The sequence below is a fragment of the Paraburkholderia sp. XV genome, assembly GCF_020177535.1.
Classification (GTDB): domain Bacteria; phylum Pseudomonadota; class Gammaproteobacteria; order Burkholderiales; family Burkholderiaceae; genus Paraburkholderia; species Paraburkholderia caribensis.
In genome coordinates, this window is sequence record NZ_JAGUUD010000003.1 from 1 (window position 1) to 21040 (window position 21040).

The following is a 21040-nucleotide window of genomic DNA, read 5'->3' on the forward strand; positions in this document are numbered from 1 at the left end:
CGAAGTGCAGGCGCAGTCGGATAACGTCGAGATCACCGCGCAAAAGACGCTGAAGCTGTTGTCCGCGAACGATCAGATTGAAGCTTCCGCGAAACAGGAAGTGTTGTTGACCTCGGGCGGTGCGTACATTCGCATCCGCGAGGGCAACATCGAAATTCACGCGCCCGGCAATATCGATATCAAGGGTGCGCAGCATACCTTCAATGGCCCGACGAGCCTGAACCGTACGTACAACATGGAAGGCAAGAAGGCGGACATGCGCCTGCGTTATGTCGACGCGGACGGCAACGTGCCGCAAGGCGAACCGATCAAGCTGATGTCCGAAGACGGCACGTTGCATCACGTCGTGCTCGATGGCGAAGGCAAGGGCGAGCTGAACGGCATCGATTTCGGAAAGTTCGTCGCGGACCAGCTCAAACGCAGCGGAGAATGACAATGGGCAACCGTCCCATGATTCAACATACGGCCTGCATCGACTTGCCGGGCGAACCTGTCGAATGCTGGGCCGAAACGGATATCACCGTACTGTTGCGCAAGCATCGCGATGTGATCTTCGACATTCACGTCAACAAGGGCGCGACGTATACGGTCGAAGCGACTGAAGACTGGCTCTATGACGTAGCCAAAAAGAAGCGCGTGCAGCAGGGGCAGTTCACGGACGGTGAGCGCTATCACATCTGGATCAGCCGCGCGTTCAAGGGGGAACTGCTGCTCAAGCAGAACGGCAAGGTACTGCAGCGCTATTCGATGCTGCAGTTCGGTTTGACGGGCAGCAATCCTGATCCGAAGGCGAAGCCCGATCCGATCATCATTGCGCTGGGTATCAATCAGGCGAGCAAACCGCCATTCGCATCTGCGCCCACCAGCCAGCCGCAAGTGCCGTCGCTTCTGTCGTATCCACAGCCGGCGCTTCCCGATTATCTGCGCGCGCCGAAGCCGTTCGATCCGTTGGCGGCGCAGCAGCAATGGATGTGTCCCGTGCCGATCAAACTGGCAGCAGGCACGGAGCAGCAGCCGACGCAGGAAGCCCATGTCGCGGAGGTCGACAAGCGTTCGTTTCCTCAGGAAGTGCTCGATGCGGTCGCCGCGGGCGGCGGCGACGAGACCGCGCTCGACACGAACAAGATCGCAACACGCAACTGGCTCATCGGTCAACTCGCAGGCGCAACAGCTTTTCTCAGCGACAACAAGGAATGGATCAAGGAACTGTTCCTGGAGAGATTCAGGCTGATGAAGATAGTTCACAAGAACGTGGGCGAGCGCTGGTATGTCGTGTTCACCGGCAATCCGCGCGTGCGCAAGCTGGTGACGGCGGCGCGCTATGGCGTGAAGCATGAGAAGGTGCTGACCATCGCGGGGGGCGCGGGCACGGTGGAATCGGGCGCAGCTGCTGCGTGGGAAAGCTCGAAGGGTGCATTCAGGAAGGCCGGGTTGATCGCGCTGATCTTTACCGTTTCGCTCGATGTCGCGGAATGGCTGCATGATTACGAGCAGATTGGGCCAGACGGCAAACGGAAGAAAGACTTCGCTGATCTGCTTGCCAAGATCGGAATGGATCTTGCGAAGGCGGGTTTGAGTGCGGCAATCGCATCGGCTCTCGTAGGCACGCTGGTGGCGGCGGCCGCGGGAGCCACACTCCCCGTTGCGTTTATCGTGGTCGGCACGATCGGTGCGGCTATCGCCATCGGCTACGGCCTCGACGCGATCGACAAGCGTGTCCATGCGACCGAGCATGTCTCATCGTGGTTTCGTTCAGTTGGTGAATCGATGAAGAAGGCGGCGGAATATCTCGCGAAGTCAATGCCGAAGGATTACGATTCCTATCCGCTCATGTATATGCCGTAATGAATTTTCTATGACCCGTCCCTGCACTGAATGTCGCATATGCAATCGACCATGAGACTCCGACGGGAGCAGCCCGACCACGTGCTGACCACGGCGAAAAAAGTTGCCCTGTTGTCACCGGTATCAATTCTGGTCGCAACAGTCTTTGCGTATTTTGTATACGCGGGCGAACTGGCCGCATCCAGCTGGACATGGAAGATCGGCTTGCTAGTGATGTTGCTATGCATCTGCGGACCGCTCGCCGTATCGTTCACGAATCGCGGCACCAACTCGTTGAAGGCGTTCGGCGTCGTCACGATGTTTGGCCTCTTCGTCGCCTACTTCTTCTTCGGCATTTTCGGCTATTTCTACTATTTCGTATTCGCGCCAATGCCTGCGTATATACGATGGCCAGGCCTGCTAGGCGGAATCGCATTGACGGCCTGCTGGATGTTGCTTGCACGCAAGAGTGTGCTGCACACCATCGCCAGGACACGGTTCGTCGCGCAGGCGTTCGTCGACAATGGCGACGAAATCGTCTACGACGTTCAGCGTGGGATGAAGGCGTATGAGCGCTTCAACAAGGAGCGCTCGCCGTTCCCCAGGATCTTCATGTATCTGTCCATCGGGATTGCCCCGTTCTACCTGATACTGAGCAGGCTGTTATCGGAGAACTTCGGCGCAAACGGCGTGCTGCTTTTCGTCGCGATACTGGGGATGCCTGTATCTCTGTGGTTTGCAGGCGTGCTCGTGCGGACCTGGCTCGTCATGATCGCCTTGCCGGCGAAGATGACGAAAGAGCAGGGCAAGGCGGTCGTGGTGTCGGACTAGACAACTCATCGGCTCGACGGCATGGAAATCGCCATCGAACGGGTCATCGAAGAATCAGTCGTCTCTGCACGAATGTCGCTTACGCAATCAACCATGAGACTCGGACGGGAGCAGCCCGACCATGTGCTGGCCACGGCGAAAAAAGTAGCCCGATTGTCACCAATACCCATGCTTGCCGCAACGGTATGTGCCTACGTTATCTACGTAGATGAACTGGCCGCATCCAGCTGGACATGGAAGATCGGCTTGCTAGTGATGTTGCTATGCATCTGCGGACCGCTCGCCGTATCGTTCACGAATCGCGGCACCAACTCGTTGAAGGCGTTCGGCGTCGTCACGATGTTTGGCCTCTTCGTCGCCTACTTCTTCTTCGGCATTTTCGGCTATTTCTACTATTTCGTATTCGCGCCAATGCCTGCGTATATACGATGGCCAGGCCTGCTAGGCGGAATCGCATTGACGGCCTGCTGGATGTTGCTTGCACGCAAGAGTGTGCTGCACACCATCGCCAGGACACGGTTCGTCGCGCAGGCGTTCGTCGACAATGGCGACGAAATCGTCTACGACGTTCAGCGTGGGATGAAGGCGTATGAGCGCTTCAACAAGGAGCGCTCGCCGTTCCCCAGGATCTTCATGTATCTGTCCATCGGGATTGCCCCGTTCTACCTGATACTGAGCAGGCTGTTATCGGAGAACTTCGGCGCAAACGGCGTGCTGCTTTTCGTCGCGATACTGGGGATGCCTGTATCTCTGTGGTTTGCAGGCGTGCTCGTGCGGACCTGGCTCGTCATGATCGCCTTACCGGCGAAGATGACGAAAGAGCAGGGCAAGGGGGTCGTGGTGTCGGACTAGACGGGTTACGGTTCTACGACATTGAAATCGCCATCGAACTGATCGAGCGTCTCGAGCAGCGCGCGGAACAGCGCCACATCGCCTTCCAGCAGAATCTCGCGCGCCGCGACAGCATCCTTGAAGCCCGTCTCCCCACAGAGAATGCGGTTCAGCGTCTGCCTCGACATCGAAACGTGCAGATGGGCGCCTTCGCCGCGCACAGACGACGACCACGTCAACGCGCCGTGTTGCAGGTTCAGCGTGAACTGCCGGTGAATGTCGGTGAACCGCCAGTCGATCTGCATCTTCAGATGCTGCGCCTTCAACCCATCGACCCGTACCGCGAGGTAGTCGAAGAACATTTCTTCCGTGATCGCGCACACCATGTCACGGCTGCGGTTGCTGAATTGCGTCGAAGCATCGCGGCCCTCGCGCAACTCGCGCGCGCCGAGCAGGAACGCGTTACGCCACGTCGCCGATTCCGCCTGATAGCCCATCTGCTCCAGCGCAGCCGCGCCGAGTTCGCGCGCCTCGCGCAGGCGCGGTTGAGCGAACACGAGATGATTCATCACTTGTGCGACCCACCGGTACTCGCCCTTTTCGAAGTCCACGCGGGCGCGCTCGAGGATCGCACCGGCGCCGCCCATGTACTCGACGTAGTGGGGCGCCGAGGCTTCTGGCGGTAGCGCATGCAGGTTACTCGGATTGCCGTCGTACCAGCTCAGATAGTGCTGGTACACCGCCTTCACGTTGTGCGATACGGTGCCGTAGTAGCCGCGCGTATGCCACATGTCGAGCAACGCATCGGGCAGCCGGATCTGCTCCGCGATCTCGGCGGCATTCAGCCCGTGATTCATGAGCCGTACGGTCTGGTCGTGCAGGAACTTGTAGAGATCACGTTGCGCCGCCAGGTAGCCGACGATCCGCTCCTTGCCCCACGTCGGCCAGTTGTGCTGCGCGAACACGACTTCGGCGTCGTGTCCGTAGCGATCGAGCGATTCGCCGAGGTAGCGCGACCACAGTTGTGCATTACGAACCTGCGCGCCGCGCAGCGGACACAGATTGTGCAGCGAGCGCGTCCCGTTCTCCGCGAGATTGAGCGCGCGCTCCTGCGGAAAGTAGAAATGCATCTCGGCGGGCGCTTCGCTTTCGGGCGTCAGCTGGAACACGATCTCGACGCCGTCGATCACATGCGTCTCCGACGCCGCCTTGATCAGTTGCGTGGGCGCGATCAGCGTGATCGTCCCGCGCGGAATGGTTTTGCCCATGCCTGCGTCGATCTGGCAACAGGCGTTGCGCGCGAGCGTGTGGCCGAACTGGAACTGCGCGCGGCGCGCCATGGCCGTGCCCGCCATCACGTTTTCCGACACCGCTTCTTCCATGAAGCCCACTGGCGCGATGATCGCTGTCTTGCCTGCGATCACATCCTGCTCGGTGACGACGCCACGCACACCGCCGAAATGATCGGCGTGACTGTGGCTGTAGATCACGGCGACAACGGGGCGCTTCGGGCGATGCGCAAAATACAGATCGAGCGCGGCGGCTGCCGTCTCCTTGCAGGTCAGCGGATCGATCACGATCAGCCCGCTGTCGCTTTCGATAAACGTGATGTTCGAGACGTCGAAGCCTCGCACCTGGTAGATGCGCTCCGTCACCCTGAACAGCCCATGCAGCATGTTCAGCCGCGCGTGACGCCATAGCGCGGGGTGAGCCGTCGCGGGCGCGCGTTGTTCTTCGAGAAAGCGGTAGTCTGCGAGGCTCCAGACCAGTTGATCGTACGTGCCGCGAATCTCCGCGTCGGGAATCGTGCCGATGAAGCCGCGCCGCGCGTCGGCTTCTTCGAGGGGATCGTCCGGCGGCAGTTCGCGCAGCGCACGCTCTTGCGCGGATACGGTGGCCGCGGAAGCGGGCAATGATGGATAAGGTGTCGGGTGTGGCATTGAATGCTCCTGTTGGACAGGTCGCGCCCGCGGCATCAGCAGTCGCGGACGCTGAATCCAGATGGTGGGTCTTTCGAATCAGCGCGCGGCGGCGCGAATCATGTCCGCCGCCTTTTCACCGATCATCATCGCGGGCGCATTCGTATTGCCGCCGATCAGCGTAGGCATGATCGAGCAATCGACGACGCGCAGCCGCTCGACGCCTCTCACCCGCAGTTCGCTATCGACGACCGCGAGCGGGTCATTGGCGGCCCCCATCCGGCAGGTGCCGACCGGGTGGTACAGACAATCGGCGTGACTGCGCACGAAGGCGCGCAGGCTTTCCTCGCTCGCGAAGCTTTCGCTTTTCATCTCGCGTCCGCCGAGGTCTTTCATGGCCGGCTGGTTCATCACGTCGCGCATGATCCGAATCCCGGCGATCAACGTTTCCATGTCGCGCGGCGCGCTCATCAGACGCGTATCGATCAGCGGCGCTTCGCGCATGTCGGGCGACCGGAGACGCACGACACCGCGGCTCTCGGGGCGCAGCACGCAGATATGCCCAGAATAGCCATGCCCCAGCTTGCGCCGGCTGCCCATGTTGCGATTGCCGATCAGCGCGACCGTGAAGACGAGATTCAGGTCGGGGCGATCGAGCTCAGGCCGGCTCTTCACGAACGCGCCTGCTTCGACGAAGTTCGATGTCAGCATGCCGGCACGCTGGCGCCGGTAGCGGCGGATTTCCTTCAACAGCCGCAAGCCGCCGCGCAGCGTGGCGCCGAACAGATCGGTGCTGTCGAGTTGCGTGTTGATGACGATGTCGAGATGATCCTGCAAGTTCTCGCCGACGCCGGGCAGATCGTGACGTACGTCGATGCCCATTTCCCGCAGATGTTTCGCCGGTCCGATCCCCGAAGCGAGCAGCAGTTGCGGCGAATTGAACACGCCGCCGCTCACGATCACCTCGCGCCGGGCGCGCAAGGTCTGTTCGACGCCGTCGCGCGAGACCACCACGCCGACCGCGCGCCGTCCTTCGAACACGAGGCGCAGCGCCTGCGTTCCCGTCAGCACATGCAGGTTATGGCGGCCGCCGTTATAGCGCCCATCGACGGTCTTGCCGCGATGCAGGTACGCACGCGCGGCGTTCCAGCGCTCGCCGTTGTGCTGGGTCACCTGGTAGTAGCCGAAGCCTTCCTGTTCGGCGCCGTTGAAGTCGTCGTTCAGCGCGTGGCCCGCCTGCTGCGCGGCTTGCAGGAAGTACCGGCAAAACGGATTGGGCGAACGGAGATCGTTCACGTACAGGGGGCCGTCCGTCCCGTGCCACGGGTTGGCCGTGCCGGCAAAACGCGTATTGTTTTCGCTGCGCCTGAAGTAGGGCAGGACGTCGTCATAGCTCCATCCCGTGCAGCCCTGCTCGGCCCAGTCGTCGTAATCCTTGCGATGGCCCCGGATATACACCATGCCGTTGAGCGACGACGAGCCGCCTAGCACGCGTCCACGCGGCTGATAGCTGCGGCGGCCGTCGAGTGCCGGCTGCGGCTCGGTGTAGTAGCCGTAGTTGTAAGGCCCCGGCTTGACGACGGTTTTCGCGAGGCCCACGGGTGTCCAGATCAGGTAGTGGTCGTCGGGGCCGCCGTTTTCGAGCACGGCGACGCTGACGGTGGGATCGTCGGACAGACGTCCTGCCACGGCGCAACCGGCGGAGCCGGCGCCGATCACGAGATAGTCGTATTCGCCTGAAAGAGGCGGGGAGGCGGACCGGGTCATCGATGGGTTCCTTTTTGTTGTGCGGCAGGCGTGGGCGCCGTTGCTGTCTCCAGGCGGTATGGGGTACGACAATAGAGGGCGCATCGGAAGGGCGGGACTACCCGAATCGGGTAGGGGTGAGACGGGAGACGCGTTGTCGCCGGATCGGCTTGCTCGCGGTCAAGCCAACGCCTGCAAAATCGTCCAATACTTTCGACAGGACTTTCCCTAGCATCTCTCCAAGGTCGGTCCAACAGGAGAAGGGAATTGTCTTTGCAAGCAGAAGCACAGCCGTCGGTCGATACGGAAGCCGCACGCAAGCCCGAGCGCTGCGTCATCGTCGTGGACGCAGCGCTGGCGCCGGGCAAGGCATCGAACGCGGCAGCCGTCGTCGCGTTCACGCTGGGGCAGCGCCACAGCCATCTCGTCGGCGCGCCATTGCGGGAGAGCGACGGCACCGCGCATCCCGGTCTGATCCCCATCGGCATTCCCGTGCTCAAGGCCACTGCGCAGCAATTGAGCGAGCTTCGGCAGAAATCCCTGCCGCACTGCGACGTAGTGGATTTTCCCGTGCAAGGGCAAGCCACCACCGACTACGACGCCTTCCTCGACGCCGTCAACGCGCTTTCCGGCCCTTCGTTGCAATACCTCGCAATCGGCCTCGTCGGACCGAGGAACAGGATCGGCAAACTGGTCGGCGGCTTCGCGCTGTTCGCATGATGATCGCCAACCTCACATCGGAGCTGGACGGGCAGCTGTGGTCCATCGGTATCGACCGCCCGGACAAGCGCAACGCGCTCAACGGCACGATGTTCGATGCGCTCGCGAACGCGCTGCGGCTTGCGCAGGGCGACGTGCGTGTCCATTGCGTGCTGCTGCACGGCACCGACGATTGCTTCTGCGCGGGTCACGACACAGCGGCGTTCGGCGCACTGTGGCCGCAGTCCGCCGACGGCGCGGTCGCGCGCTGCATCAAGGCGTTTGCGGAGCAACCCAAGCCGCTCGTCGCCGCTGTGAACGGTGCGGCAGTGGGCTTCGGCGCGACGATGCTGTTGCATGCCGACTGGGTCGTGGCCGGCGAAAGCGCGATGTTCCGCTTTCCGTTCGCCGACCTCGGCATCGTCCCCGAGGCGGGCGCCACGGCCTTGCTGGCTCGCCGGGTCGGCGATCTGGTGGCGCGCGACTGGTTGATGAGCGGCCGGCCGGTCGGCGCGGCAGAAGCCTTGCAACGCGGCTTCGTTTCGCGCGTGGTGCGTGACGCCGAGGTCCGCGAAGCGGCTGTCGAGTACGCATTGCGCCTCGCTTCGAAGCCGCCGAGCGCGCTTCAGGCCACGCGGCGCCTGTTGCGCGAAGGCGCCACGCTGTCGGCCGCGCAGGCGATCGACGGCGAGCTTGCATATCTCAACGCGTATATCCCGGCTGTTTCATGGAGGTCGATTCCTCATGCGTAGCGTTCATATCGTCCATGCTCACCCGGAACCGCGCTCCTTCTGCACGGCAATGGCACATGACGCGCGACGCGTGCTGACGGCGCGCGGCGACAACGTGAGCTTATCCGATCTGTACGCGCTGGACTTCGATCCCGTCGTCCGCGCGAGCGATTTCACCCGACGCGCCGATCCGGACTACCTCGTCTACGCGTTAGAGCAGCGCCATGCGCTCGAACACGATACCGTTGCGCCCGACATCAGGCGCGAAGTCGATGCGCTGATGGCCAGCGACATCCTGATGCTGGTGTTCCCGCTCTACTGGTTCTCGGTCCCGGCGCTCGTCAAGGGCTGGATCGACCGCTGCTTCCTGTCGGGTGCGCTGTATGGCGGCAAGCGCATCTACGGGCGAGGCGGCATGGTGGGCAAACGGGCCGTGATCGGCGTCACGCTGGGCGGACGGGAGCACATGTTCGGCGCGCAAGGCATACACGGCGAACTCGCGCGCGGCATGCTGCGTCACCTGCTGCAGGGCACGCTCGGCTATGTCGGCTACGAGGTGCTCGGACCGTTCTTCGCCTGGCATGTCCCTTACTGTTCGTCGGCCGAGCGGGCGCAGACGCTCGCGCGCTGGAGCGATTTCGTCGAACGGCTCGACGCGCAGCCGTGCATGACCATGCCGCGGCTGGAGGACTATGATGATATTTTTTGTCCGCTTCCCTAGGCCGCATCACAATGAAAGCCACATTGCCGACCCCTTCCGTCAAGCTCTGGCGCGCGCCCGACGTCATGGATGCCGTCATGCTCAAGGGTCAGTTCGTCGGCCACCGGTATCCGCCGCACACGCATGACACCCATTGCCTTGCCGTGATCACGGGCGGAACGCTCGCGGTCGAGGTCCGGCAGGAGCGGCGCCTGTGCCATCGCGGCGACGTGATCGTCATCGATGCGGACGTGGTGCATGCGGGCGTAGCCGCAGGCGACGGCCACTGGAAGATGCGCGTCGAACACGTGCAGCCTGCAGCGCTTGCTGCTTATTGCGAGCGGCTCGGCATCGCGCGAAGCGAACGGTTCGAGGTGACGAGTCCGTTCATCGTCGACCCCGAGGTGTCGCGTTACCTCTACGGCGTGAACTGGTGTTCCGAAGTGGACGACGATCCGTTCAAGCGCAGCGAGGCGCTTGCGTGTGCTGTCGTCGGACTGCGTGCGCGGCACGCGGCACGCGCGGCCGGTCTGCCCGTGGTGCGCAGGGAGCCCGAACTGGTTCGCGCCGTCAAGAGCCGTCTGTGCGACGACCTTCACGCACGCGTGACGCTGTCGACGCTTGCCTGCGAGTTCGGCGTGACGCCGTTCGTGCTGCTGCGTGCATTCGAACGCGAAGCCGGGCTGAGCCCGCATGCGTTCCAGCAGCAGGAACGCGTGCGCCACGCCTTGCCGATGCTGCGGTCCGGCAGACCCATCGCGGAAGTCGGCGCGCGAACCGGCTTTGCCGATCAGTCGCACTTCACGCGTGTGTTCAAGCAGCAAACGGGCGTGACACCGAAGGTCTATCAGGCCGCGTTTTCATGATAGGGGGAGCCCGGATGTGAGCGGGCCGGGCGGACGCATGCCCCGTCGCGATCAGCGCGTCATAGCCGATCGACACGCTCAACGCTCTCGTCGGCTGCATGCCGATGCTGGGGGCGGCCGGTCGAGAGCGACTGGCCACTTTCTTGATGGTCAGTCGCGCACGGCGACGATGGCCTCGATTTCGACCGTGATGTTGTTCGGCAGCGAACCCACGCCGACAGCCGAACGCGAGTGACGGCCGGCATCGCCGAATACCTCGACGAACAGGTCCGAGCAACCGTTTATCACGCGGGGATGCTCGGCAAATTCGGAGGTCGCGTTGACCATGCCCAGCAGTTTGACGACGCGCCGCACACGCTGCAGATCGCCGAGTTCCGCATGCAATACGGCGAGCAGGTTCAGACCGACGAGTTGCGCGTGCCGATAGGCTTCATCGGCCGTGACCGTCGCGCCGACTTTGCCTGTCAGCAGTTGGCCGGTTTCGTCGAGCGGCCCCTGGCCGGACAGAAACAGCAGGCCGCCCTCGCGTGTGCAGTGCATGAAGTTGCCGATGGGCGTCGGCACAGTGGGAAGCGTCAGGCCGCGCGCGCGCAGCCGCTCATAACAATTCATCGGCAAGTCGAAAAGCGAAAGAGTTCTCAGGGAAATTCAATGCGCCGCAAGGCGCTCTGCTGTCAGCGACAGCGGCAGGATCAGCGCCAGCCAAGGCGGGTTTCGATGCGAGCCGCGACGCTCTGCACGGCCTGCGCGTAACGCTCGGTGCCTTGCTCCGCTTTCGCCTCGGGCATCACGATCGAAATGGTGAAGACGCATGCGCCCGAACGGTTCATCACGGGTGCGGCCAGACACGCCACGGATGCATCCGACTCGCCGATCTGGATCGACAGCCGCTCATCGAGCGCTTGCCGTGCGTTGCGCGCGAGCACGTCGGGGCGCGTCTCGGCGCGGCCGGTAGGCGACGGCTGCGCGTATTGCCTGAAAAACGCGGTGCACTCGGCGGCGGGCAAATGTCCCGCCAGCAGTCGCCCGGACGCGGTCCAGTTCACCGGCACGCGGCTGCCCACGCGCGAGGTCACGCGGAAATGGCCGGGGCCTTCGGCCATCTGCAGCACGACCATCATGCCTTCTTCGAGCCCGCACACCTGCACGGTCTCTTCGACTTCCGCCGACAGCCGCTGCATTTCCTCGTTGGCCACTGCGAGGTAGTCGAGCGAGCCTGCATACGTGAGCCCATAACCATAGAGCCGCGAGCCGAGCCAGATCGCACCGTCGGCCGAGCGCGACAACAGGTTCTTGTCGACCATGTCGTTGATGATCGAGTAGACCGTCGACAGCGGCGCGTTCAGGACATGCGCGATCTCATACGCGGTGGCCGGTTTGCCGGCCTCCTGAAGCGCATCGAGAATCTGCACCGCGCGATCGAGTGCGCTGGTGCGCGTGCGAGGCGCGGCGGCTTCGGCAGCGGGGCTCGCATCGACGCGGGCGGGCGTCTGAGCAGCCGCGGTGGAACGGGGCGGTCGTGCCATGTAGTCCTCGGATAGGGATGTTTTTGTCCAGTTGACGCCAGGACATTGTATGTTAGACTCATCCACAATTACAACATATATTCCTTAATTAAGGAATGACGCTTTCGGAGGCGCTGGAATGGACATCCGCTCTCGATCAGGCTTACGCCCCGTCATCAACGTCTCGGGCACGATGACGGGCCTGGGCGCGTCCAGCGTCGGCGCAGCCGTGATCGACAGCGTCGCGGAGATCCTGCCGCAGTTCGTCGAAATCGACGACCTGCAGCGCAAGGCCTCGGCCGCGATCGCGCGGGCGTGCGGCAGCGAAAGCGGGTACGTGACGGCGTCGTGCTCGGCGGCCATCACGTTGAGCATCGCCGCCGCCATGACGGGCGACGACCTCGGCCTGATCGAACGTTTGCCGGACACCACGGGCCTGCGCAACGAAGTCGTCGTGCAGACAGGCCACCTCGTCAATTATGGCGCACCCGTCGACCAGGCGATCCGGCTCGCGGGCGCACGCGTCGTGCCCGTCGGCGCGGCGACGGAAGCGCATGGCTATCAACTGGCATCGGCAATCGGCGAGCGCACTGCGGCCGCATTGTATGTCGTCTCGCATCACACCGTGCAATACGGCATGATCCCGCTCGAAGCATTCATCGAAGTCGCGCACGCGAAGGGCGTGCCCGTGATCGTCGATGCCGCGTCCGAATACGACCTCACGCGCTTCATCGCGGCGGGCGCCGACCTTGCGCTGTATTCGGCGCACAAGTTTCTGGGCGGGCTGACGGCGGGCATCGTCGCGGGCTCGAAGGCGCTGGTGCGCGCCGCGTATTTCCAGAACGGCGGCATTGGGCGCGGGATGAAGGTCGGCAAGGAAGGTATCGTCGGCGCCATCGCGGCGCTGGAGCAATGGCGCACGCGCGATCACGCTGCCATGCGCGCAACGGAGCGCAGCTACCTGACGCTGTGGCGGGAAACGCTGAACCGTCAGACGGGCGTATGGGCGGAAATCGAGGCCGACCCGACAGGCAATCCGCTCGACCGTCTGAAGCTTCATATCGATCCGAATCAGGCCCGCATCACCGCCTGGGATCTCGCCGACGCGCTGGCGCATCCGCAAGGCGACGACGCCCCCGTGATCGTGCGCGACCACGAAGCCGAACTGCATTTCTTTTACCTCGATCCATGCAACCTGCACGCGGGCGAAGAGCAGGTGGTGCTCGCGCGGATCGTGGCCGAGCTCGAGCGGGCGCTGGCGTCGCCCGAACCGCTTGTCACGCCGTTTCACAAACGCGACGCGCGCCGGATTGCGGCGCGTCGCGCATGGCCGGATTGAACGAGACAGATAAACCGGCTGCACTGAACTGATTCACTGCCAGCTTCAACGGTCAGATTGGCCGATGCATCTTGTTCAAGGTGCTGCTTCGTCACGTCTGTTTAGGATGCCTTAAGTCATTGGATCAGCCATCAATCCATTGGCTTTTATTTCAACCAGAGGAAACCACGATGTATAACAAGATTGCCCGCTCAGCCATTGCCGTCGCTGTTGCCGGACTCGGCATGCAAGCCGCCTACGCGCAAAGCAGCGTCACGCTGTATGGCATCGTCGATGCCGGCTTTACATACACGAACAACCAGAAGGGCGAGCACAACATCCAGGCGACGCAGGGCAACGTACAGGGCTCGCGCTGGGGCCTGCTCGGCAGCGAGGACCTGGGCGGCGGCAACAAGGTGCTGTTCCGCCTCGAAAACGGCTTCAGCCTGGAGACGGGCGCGTTGGGCCAGGGCGGCCGCCTGTTCGGCCGCAGCGCATGGGTCGCGCTGCAAAACAGCAAGGCAGGCACGATTACGCTCGGCCGCCAGTACAACAGCGTGCAGGACTATCTGTCGAACCTGCAGGCCAACGGCGTCGGCGCGTTGAGCCAGTATGGCAACGCGGTCTACGACAACGACGACCTGAACAACACGTACCGCACCAGCAACGCAGTGAAGTACACGACGCCGACGATCGCCGGCTTCACCGCGAATGCCATGTACGCGTTCTCGAACACGGCGGGCGACTTCGCCAACAACCGCGCATGGAGCGTCGGCGCCGACTACGTGAACGGCCCGTTGCGCCTCGACGCCGCGTACTCGCTCACCAACCAGCCGGCGACCAGTACAACGGGCGCCGCACCGTCTGACAACTACTACAGCACGAGCACCTCGATCATCAGCAACGTGAAGCGCAACCAGGTATGGGGTGCGGGCGGTGCATACACGATCGGTCCGGCGACGCTCGCGCTGCTGTACACGAATTCGCACTTCGACATCATCGCGGGCGGCAGCCTGCACTTCCAGAACTACGAAGCGATGCTCAAGTACCAGGCGACGCCCGCAACGCTCGTCACGCTCGGCTACATCTACACGCTGCAGAACAGCACGGCGGCGTCGGCGAAAAACGCGCACTACAACCAGGTCGCACTGGGCGGCGAGTACTTCCTGTCGAAGACGACCGACCTGTACCTGAACGGCATCTATCAGCGCGCGTCGGGCGCAAATGCGTGGATTGAAGGCATTTCGAATCCGTCGAGCAATCAAGGCCAGTTCGTCACCGTGGCAGGCATCCGCCACAAGTTCTAACGCCCGGCATGGCAACAGGCATGAAAGCGCGTCATCGCAGCGCGCCGTGTGCTGTTGCCGATCACCTTTATCAGGAGCAAACATGGCGACCGTCACCGGCAGTCTGCTACTCGTCTACGCATTGATCGCGATCGTCGCACTCGTCGTGCTGATCGCACGCTTCAAACTGAATCCGTTCATCACGCTGATGGTGGTGTCGGTCGCGCTCGCGCTGGCCGTCGGCATGCCGATGACGTCGATTCTCAAGTCGTTCGAAACAGGCGTCGGCGGCACGCTCGGCCATATCGCGATCGTGGTCGGGCTCGGCACGATGCTCGGCAAGATGATGGCCGAGTCGGGCGGCGCCGAGCGTATCGCGCGCACGCTGATCGACCTGTTCGGACCGAAGAACGTGCACTGGGCGATGATGTGCATCGCGTTCCTGGTCGGCCTGCCCGTGTTCTTCGAAGTGGGCTTCGTGCTGCTGATCCCGATTGCGTTCAACGTTGCGCAGCGCACAGGCACCTCGATGATCCGCGTCGGCATTCCGATGGTCGCGGGTCTGTCCGTCGTGCACGGGCTGATTCCGCCGCACCCGGCCGCGCTGCTGGCCGTCACCGCGTATGGCGCGGATATCGGTCACACGATCTTCTACGCGCTGATCGTCGGCATTCCGACTGCGGCCATTGCCGGTCCGCTGTTTTCAAAGCTGATTGCGCGCGTCGTGGTACTGGACGGCGTGAATCCGATGGCGCAACAGTTCATCGAGCAGGATGCGAGGCGCGCCAACCAGGCCTTGCCGGGGTTCGGCATCACGCTGTTGACGGTGCTGTTGCCGGTCTTGCTGATGCTGGTCGGCAGCTGGGCGGACCTGATCGTGCCCGCGAAGACCACGGCCAACGACGTGCTGCATCTGATTGGCCATCCCGACATGGCGCTGCTGCTTGCCGTGCTGCTGAGCTTCTACACGTTCGGCACGACACGCGGCTTCGGGCGCGAGCAAATCCTGAAGTTCACCAACGAGTGTCTCGCGCCGACCGCGAGCATCACGCTGGTGGTGGGCGCGGGTGCGGGCTTCGGGCGCATTCTGATCGACAGCGGCGCGTCGAAGGCGATCGTCGATGTCGCGACGGGCGCGCATGTGCCGCTGCTGATCCTCGCATGGCTGGTGGCGGCGCTGATTCGCGTTGCAACGGGTTCGGCGACGGTCGCGATGGCGACGGCAGCGGGCATCATCGCGCCGATCGCGGCAGCGGCCGCATCGACGGCGACGGGCGTGCGCCCCGAACTGCTGGTGCTGGCAACGGGCGCGGGCTCGCTGATCCTGTCGCACGTCAACGACGGAGGCTTCTGGCTCGTGAAGGAGTACTTCGGCATGAGCGTGCCGCAGACCTTCAAGACGTGGACGGTTTGCGAAACGATCATCTCCGTCACGGCATTGTTACTGACGCTGGGTGTCGCGGCTGTGGTGTGAGATTTGCCGGGTGACGGCCGTCATCCCGACTCGATGACCTGCCGAGGCTGGCGAGCGCCGCTTGCCAGCCCGGAATCGACATTCGACGCATCGAGCGAACTTTCATAGACGCTCCGTGCGCTTCGCGCCGCGGGCCGCAGCAGCGACGCCTCGTCGCTGGCGATGGCAAAAAAACGCGGATACATTTCGACACCCCTGAGAAATATGGGAGACAAGTTCCGTTCATCTAATGGCATCGGGCGCCGCGATTTTGTCGAACATGTCGAACCCCGCCGATTCACGCGCGGGCGCAAGGAATAGTCGACGCGGCCAGGTGTTATCGGTAGATAGCGTTCCTCGATGGTTTGGCACATCAGGCGCGCATTCACCGACGGTGTCAAAAGTGAGAGGGCTAAATGAAAGTTGCAGTGATGGGCGCAGGCGCAGTGGGCTGTTTCTACGGCGGCATGCTTGCCAGAGCCGGGCATGAAGTGACGTTGATCGGCAGGCAGAATCATGTTTCAGCCATCGTGCGAACGGGACTGCGCCTCGAGTCGCGCGCTTTCGACGAATTCATCGACGTACGGGCATGCACGGATGCTTCGGGTGTGGCGGGCGCAGACACGATCCTGCTTTGCGTCAAGTCGCCCGATACGCAAGCCGCGGTGGAGGCGATGAAGCCCTACCTTTCGGCGTCTGCCGTTATCGTCACGCTACAAAACGGCGTCGATAACGCTGAACGGGTCCGCGCCCTGGTCGAGTGCGAAGTATTGGCTGCCGTCGTCTACGTCGGAAGCGAGATGGGCGGACCGGGCCACGTGCGACATCACGGACGCGGCGAACTGATCATCGAGCCGGGCAGTTCCGGCGAGCGTCTCGCTCGCGCCCTGAATGACGCGGAGATATCGACTTCCATATCCGCGAACGTACGCGGCGCGCTCTGGGAAAAGCTCGTTTTGAACTGCGCGTACAACGCGATTTCGGCACTCGTTCAATTGCCTTTCGGCGAGCTTTGTCAGCGAGGCGGGATAGCGGTGAACCAGGCAATGCGCGATATCGTCGCGGAATGCCTTGCGGTTGCCGGCGCGGACGGCGTGAACATCTCCAGGGACGTGGACGCGACGGTAGCAAGAATCATGGCGACAATTCCGGCGGGCCAGTATTCATCGACGGCACATGACGTCGCGACACACCGGCCCAGCGAAATCGACCATCTGAATGGGCATATCGTGGGCCGCGGCGCGGCGCTCGGCATCGCCACGCCCGTCAATCATCTTTTGATGATGATGGTTCGGGTTCTCGACAAGCAGCGGGCCGACCAACATTCGGTGAAAGCGGCGCCGGCGGATGGGGTGCTGATCTGAAGCCCGCATTTTCCGGCCGCCACCCGATGCCGCGCAGCGACACGCGGCCGTCACCGCCTCACACCGCGTTTTCACGCTCCAGTCGCTGATCGTCAGCGCCCCGATGCGTGGTCTGCTGTTCTTTCAGATACCGCGCGAGCTCGCCGTTCGTCACGAAGCTCGCGGCTGAGGAGGCCGCGAGAATGTCACTGGCTTCTTGCGGTTTCGCGATCCCGAAGCCCTGCACGTAGTCGACGCCCAGTTCCTCCAGCGCGCGCAGGGTCTGGAAGTCTTCGACCCACTCCGCGATGCTGCGCATGCCCAGATTGCGCGCGAGCGTAATGATCGCCTCGACGATCGCGATATCGGCGGGATGGTTGCACATCGTGCGTACGAACTCGCCGTCGATCTTCAATGCATCGGCCGACAGTTTCTTCAGGTAACGCAACGAGGTCTGCCCCGCGCCGAAATCGTCGATGGCGATCTTTGCACCCATGTCGTGCACGCGCGCGATGAAGCGTTCCGTATGTTCGAGATCGTGCAGCGCGACGCTTTCGGTAATTTCGATGCACAGGTAATGGACGATGTCCGCATGACGCGAGAACAGCGCGAACAACTCGTCGAGGAAATGTTCGTCGTTGAGCGAACCGCCGCTCAGGTTCACGCACACGAAGCGCGTGGTGGAGAGCGACGCGCGGTTCTCGCTGAGCCATGCGAGCGTCGTCGTGAGCACCCACCGGTCGATCTCCACGATCGTGCCCGAGTCTTCGGCGGCGGCGATCAGTTTCGCGGCCGTCGCCACTGCGCCGTCCGGCGTGCGCATGCGCAGCAGTATCTCGAAGTCCAGCGCTTCGGTTGGCGTATGCATCGACATGATCGGTTGCATCACGAGGAACAGCCCGTCGGGCAGGCGGCTTTGTCCCAGCGCCTCGATCAGGTTGATTTCGGCGGCGCGCTCCTCGAAGGCGGGCGCGCCCTTGCGCAGCGCCACGAGCCGCGCATTGCCGCCGCGTTTCGCGGCGCGGCACGCACGGTCCGCATAGGCGAGGGCGTCCAGCGCGCGTTCGCCTTGCGAGCACTCGACGACACCGATCGATCCCCGCACCTGGAACGCTCGCGTGTCGACATGAAACGGCGCGGCGTTCAACGCCGTGACGAGTTCGCGGCAACGCACGATGGCGTCGTCGATCGGCATGTTCGCGAGCACGCACACGAACTCGTCGCCGCCAATGCGCCCGATGGGGATATGGGCGCCGAGACGCTCGACGAGGCGCGCCGCGACATGCCGCAGGATTTCGTCGCCCGTTCCGTGGCCGAACAGGTCGTTGAACACCTTGAAGCGGTCGAGATCGAGATATGCGAGTGCCCATGGGGCGCTTTCGCCGCATTGCCGGTCGATGGCATGCTCGACGCCGCGACGGTTCAGGAGACCCGTCAGCGGGTCGTGTTCGGCGAGGAAGTGCAGCCGCTCGACCGCTTTCGAGCGGTCCGTCACGTCCTCGAGCGAGCCTTCGATAAAGCCGTTCGCGCGAATCGCCCGCAAGGAGTAGCGCCGCGAGTCCGTCTTCGTGCCCGCTGCGCCGTCGATTTCGATCGACGCCGAGTCGTCGCGTCCCAGCAATTCGCCAAGGGCGTGCTCGGCGCCCGGCGCGAAATAGTCGCCCCAGCGGCGCGTGCCGTCCTGTTCGTCATTCAGACCGAGCATGGCGTGCAGCGCCGGATTGGCGCGGACGAAGCAGCTTGCTCCGTTCAGCGTGAAGAGGCCGATCGGCGTGACGTCATAGGTGTTGCGCAGTTCGACCTGCATCTGGCGGCGGCGCTCGCGTTCTTCGCGCATCCGTTCCGCAATCGCGAACGCACACAGCATGCTCGACGACAGCGCCGTCACGACGGGGCTATGCGTGCCCGCCAGCGCTTTCACGCCGAACGCGGCGGCGAGCACTTCCGACAGCGTCGCGACCAGCACGATGGCCATCGACGCGACATACCAGAGCACCGTGCGCGAGCGCGCCTTGAAGAACAACTGCACGAGGAAGTAGGTCAGCACCAGGATGCAGAAACTGGCCGTCGCCCACAGCACGGGAATGAAGTGCCTGTAACTCAGCAGGAACGCAGCGGCCATCAGCACGCAGCCGCCGTACCGCACGGCCTGCAGGCTCCAGCGCAGACCGATCGCTTTCAGTTCGCGCCGAAACAGTTCCACGAACAGTGTCGTGGTCAGCACGTAGTAGGCCGCGAACGTGAACTCCCGCAAAAACTCGATATGGTCAGGCGGGACGATCCGGCCCAGCCATTCGGTGTCGAAGCCCATCGCGTTGGCGCTCAACCGCAGATTGCCGACGAGCCAGGCGGCAAAAATGACGTACGTCCATTCGCGATTGATGATGGCCGTCACGAACACGAAGATGGCGAGCGTCAGCAGGCCGCCCGTGATCAGCGCTGCGCTCTGGTAAAAGTCGAGCGTCGTTTCCTCGAGCTTGTCGAGGCTCGACGCCGAGGCGCTGATATAGGCGGGCCCCGAAAACGTGCCCCGGCACAGTATCTGTGCATCGGGCGTGTGCCCGTCGAGCTTCAGCGCAAAGCCGGCCTTGTTGTCGCGCATCGCGCCGCTCGTGCCGTGGCGGTCGCCTGCGCCGAGCAGCGTGGGGACGGGGCCCGCGCGCCAGCAGGAAATCGTTTGCGCGTGCCGCGACGGAAGATCGACGAAAGTGGCGTCGTCGCCCCCCATGGCGGGCGCGGTGAACATGAACCAGAACGGCGTTTCCGCCAGATGGGTACTGAAACGGGCGGTGTGCGGGCCGCTGCGCAGGCGTTCGACAGCGGCAGCGGGCGACAGCGTCGCCGACGGATCAGCGATCACGGAGAAGCTCAGCGGAACCGTCCCCGTCGTATCGAATTGGCGCGGCGCCCAGAGCAAGACGGCAACAGTGCCAAGCGCAATGACAAATGGCGCCACGTATACAGAGAAGCGCAGGAAAGCCCAGCCGGTCAGTCGGTCCCGAAACGCCCACTTAACGCTTGTCATCTGCTGCGGTTCCCCAGTGACTTCATTCCCGATTTCATTGCAATGCTCCAGCGGTCGGCAGCGAAAACACGATTGCGCCGACGTCCCCCCTTTTGTGGTCCGCCCGAATGACTTCGGGCGGACACCTTGCTCTACCTGCCTTACGCTTCGCTCAACGACCTCAGGTATTCCGGGGCGCTGTCCGGCACGCTGCCGCGCTCGATGCCGGGGCCGGCTTCGCCGCGCAGCGCTGCGACACTGACGTCGATGTCGACGTGATCCGTTTCGAAAAAGAACCCGAAGAACGGATGGTTGACCTTCGCCCAGCGCTGGCGGACCAGTGCAACCGGCTTTGCCATGACCCGATGCGGCAACCCGCCGACGTGTGACATCGGCAGGAATTCATTCTGGCCGTACACATCTTCGAAGAGCATCGCCTCGTATTCCCGATCGAGCGGCGAACGAGCGGTAATTAACATCCAGTCGACCGCGTTCTGCGCGCAAAACATGTAATACGCCTTGCACAGCGCCACCTTCACCATCCGCCCGATCGCGCCGCGCGCGACGCCGAGCCGGGTTGCCTCGGCGAGGCGCGCCTGGCTCAGCCAGTCCGGCAGATGGACCGATTGTTCGACGGCGAGCGGAGCGAAGGCGTTCGTCTGGACCCGCATGGTGCCGAGCGGGCCGCCGTCCAGCCGCGATTGCGCGAGTAGCACGACCGTGCCGGGCGCGCCATCCAGCGCTTCGACGCTCATGGTCTCGGCGAATTCCGGCAAATGCCGCCGATACGCCGCGCGGCGCATCTCGACGGCCATGTCGAGTTCCATGCGGTTACTTACCACCCTTATCGTAAACGGCAGCCTTTCCGTTTTCTTTACCGTGCCCGAACTAAAGCCCTCTTCGAGCAACGTATAACCCGTATTTTGCTTCAAAACGACTGAATCGATGCGGTCCATATCAACCCCGTAGGTGAGTGAGAAAAAA

18 protein-coding genes are annotated in these 21040 nt (G+C 63.1%); 12 read left to right on the top strand and 6 right to left on the bottom strand.

Annotated features, from left to right (window positions below; all coding sequences use genetic code 11):
* The 4 genes from KFO72_RS02215 to KFO72_RS02230 form a co-directional block, all read left to right on the top strand.
* Nucleotides 1-433: DUF2345 domain-containing protein (locus KFO72_RS02215; RefSeq protein ID WP_225031286.1), on the top strand; the 433-nt coding region annotated here is incomplete at its 5' end.
* A 2-nt stretch (nucleotides 434-435) separates the two neighbouring features.
* The gene (locus tag KFO72_RS02220; RefSeq protein ID WP_225031287.1) at nucleotides 436-1845 is read left to right on the top strand and encodes a hypothetical protein; all 1410 of its coding nucleotides are present in this window, start codon (nucleotides 436-438) and stop codon (nucleotides 1843-1845) included.
* A 51-nt stretch (nucleotides 1846-1896) separates the two neighbouring features.
* Nucleotides 1897-2655: a hypothetical protein gene (locus tag KFO72_RS02225; RefSeq protein WP_225031288.1), complete on the top strand. Its 759-nt coding sequence runs from the start codon at nucleotides 1897-1899 to the stop codon at nucleotides 2653-2655.
* A 21-nt stretch (nucleotides 2656-2676) separates the two neighbouring features.
* Nucleotides 2677-3507 (top strand): hypothetical protein, encoded by an 831-nt coding sequence (locus KFO72_RS02230; protein WP_225031289.1) that lies wholly within the window; start codon nucleotides 2677-2679, stop codon nucleotides 3505-3507.
* Nucleotides 3508-3512: 5 nt separating this feature from the next.
* Here the strand turns inward: KFO72_RS02230 and KFO72_RS02235 are convergent, their stop codons facing one another.
* Both KFO72_RS02235 and KFO72_RS02240 read right to left on the bottom strand, forming a co-directional pair.
* Nucleotides 3513-5426, bottom strand: a complete 1914-nt coding sequence (locus tag KFO72_RS02235; protein WP_225031290.1) for an alkyl/aryl-sulfatase — start codon at nucleotides 5424-5426, stop codon at nucleotides 3513-3515.
* 78 nt (nucleotides 5427-5504) lie between these two features.
* Nucleotides 5505-7172, bottom strand: coding sequence for a GMC family oxidoreductase (locus tag KFO72_RS02240; protein WP_060607856.1), 1668 nt, complete (start codon nucleotides 7170-7172; stop codon nucleotides 5505-5507).
* 246 nt (nucleotides 7173-7418) lie between these two features.
* Here KFO72_RS02240 and KFO72_RS02245 point away from each other — a divergent pair, with 246 nt between their 5' ends.
* Genes KFO72_RS02245 through KFO72_RS02260 form a run of 4 tightly spaced genes read left to right on the top strand, consistent with a single transcriptional unit; the run spans nucleotide 7419 to nucleotide 10147 of the window.
* Complete coding sequence (locus KFO72_RS02245; RefSeq protein WP_054932072.1) at nucleotides 7419-7871, top strand: DUF2000 domain-containing protein; 453 nt, start codon at nucleotides 7419-7421, stop codon at nucleotides 7869-7871.
* Nucleotides 7868-8602, top strand: a complete 735-nt coding sequence (locus KFO72_RS02250) for an enoyl-CoA hydratase-related protein (protein ID WP_225031291.1) — start codon at nucleotides 7868-7870, stop codon at nucleotides 8600-8602. Before KFO72_RS02245 ends, KFO72_RS02250 begins: the two co-directional genes overlap by 4 nt.
* Nucleotides 8595-9302 carry an NAD(P)H-dependent oxidoreductase gene (locus tag KFO72_RS02255; RefSeq protein ID WP_225031292.1) on the top strand — a complete coding sequence of 236 codons (708 nt, stop codon included), beginning with the start codon at nucleotides 8595-8597 and terminating at the stop codon, nucleotides 9300-9302. The genes KFO72_RS02250 and KFO72_RS02255 overlap by 8 nt, the downstream gene beginning before the upstream one ends.
* Before the next feature lie 11 nt (nucleotides 9303-9313).
* Nucleotides 9314-10147, top strand: coding sequence for a helix-turn-helix transcriptional regulator (locus KFO72_RS02260; RefSeq protein WP_060607863.1), 834 nt, complete (start codon nucleotides 9314-9316; stop codon nucleotides 10145-10147).
* A 150-nt stretch (nucleotides 10148-10297) separates the two neighbouring features.
* On the opposite strand, the gene KFO72_RS02265 is transcribed toward KFO72_RS02260, so the two are convergent.
* Nucleotides 10298-10759, bottom strand: coding sequence for a RidA family protein (locus tag KFO72_RS02265; protein ID WP_054932076.1), 462 nt, complete (start codon nucleotides 10757-10759; stop codon nucleotides 10298-10300).
* Between the two features lie 80 nt (nucleotides 10760-10839).
* Complete coding sequence (locus KFO72_RS02270) at nucleotides 10840-11673, bottom strand: IclR family transcriptional regulator (protein ID WP_060607866.1); 834 nt, start codon at nucleotides 11671-11673, stop codon at nucleotides 10840-10842.
* 118 nt (nucleotides 11674-11791) lie between these two features.
* Between KFO72_RS02270 and KFO72_RS02275 the strand changes: the two genes are divergently transcribed.
* The 4 genes from KFO72_RS02275 to KFO72_RS02290 all read left to right on the top strand — a co-directional run bounded on the left by KFO72_RS02275 (nucleotide 11792) and on the right by KFO72_RS02290 (nucleotide 17073).
* A complete protein-coding gene (locus KFO72_RS02275; RefSeq protein ID WP_054932078.1) occupies nucleotides 11792-12991 on the top strand; it encodes an aminotransferase class V-fold PLP-dependent enzyme in 1200 nt (399 codons plus the stop codon).
* 170 nt (nucleotides 12992-13161) lie between these two features.
* Nucleotides 13162-14277: a porin gene (locus KFO72_RS02280; RefSeq protein ID WP_225031293.1), complete on the top strand. Its 1116-nt coding sequence runs from the start codon at nucleotides 13162-13164 to the stop codon at nucleotides 14275-14277.
* A gap of 82 nt (nucleotides 14278-14359) precedes the next feature.
* A complete protein-coding gene (locus KFO72_RS02285; protein WP_054932080.1) occupies nucleotides 14360-15730 on the top strand; it encodes a gluconate:H+ symporter in 1371 nt (456 codons plus the stop codon).
* 395 nt (nucleotides 15731-16125) lie between these two features.
* A complete protein-coding gene (locus tag KFO72_RS02290) occupies nucleotides 16126-17073 on the top strand; it encodes a ketopantoate reductase family protein (RefSeq protein ID WP_225031294.1) in 948 nt (315 codons plus the stop codon).
* A 58-nt stretch (nucleotides 17074-17131) separates the two neighbouring features.
* On the opposite strand, the gene KFO72_RS02295 is transcribed toward KFO72_RS02290, so the two are convergent.
* Complete coding sequence (locus tag KFO72_RS02295) at nucleotides 17132-20077, bottom strand: EAL domain-containing protein (protein WP_263627252.1); 2946 nt, start codon at nucleotides 20075-20077, stop codon at nucleotides 17132-17134.
* A gap of 140 nt (nucleotides 20078-20217) precedes the next feature.
* Nucleotides 20218-21012, bottom strand: coding sequence for an N-acyl amino acid synthase FeeM domain-containing protein (locus KFO72_RS02300; protein WP_060607880.1), 795 nt, complete (start codon nucleotides 21010-21012; stop codon nucleotides 20218-20220).
* Nucleotides 21013-21040: the final 28 nt, after the last annotated feature.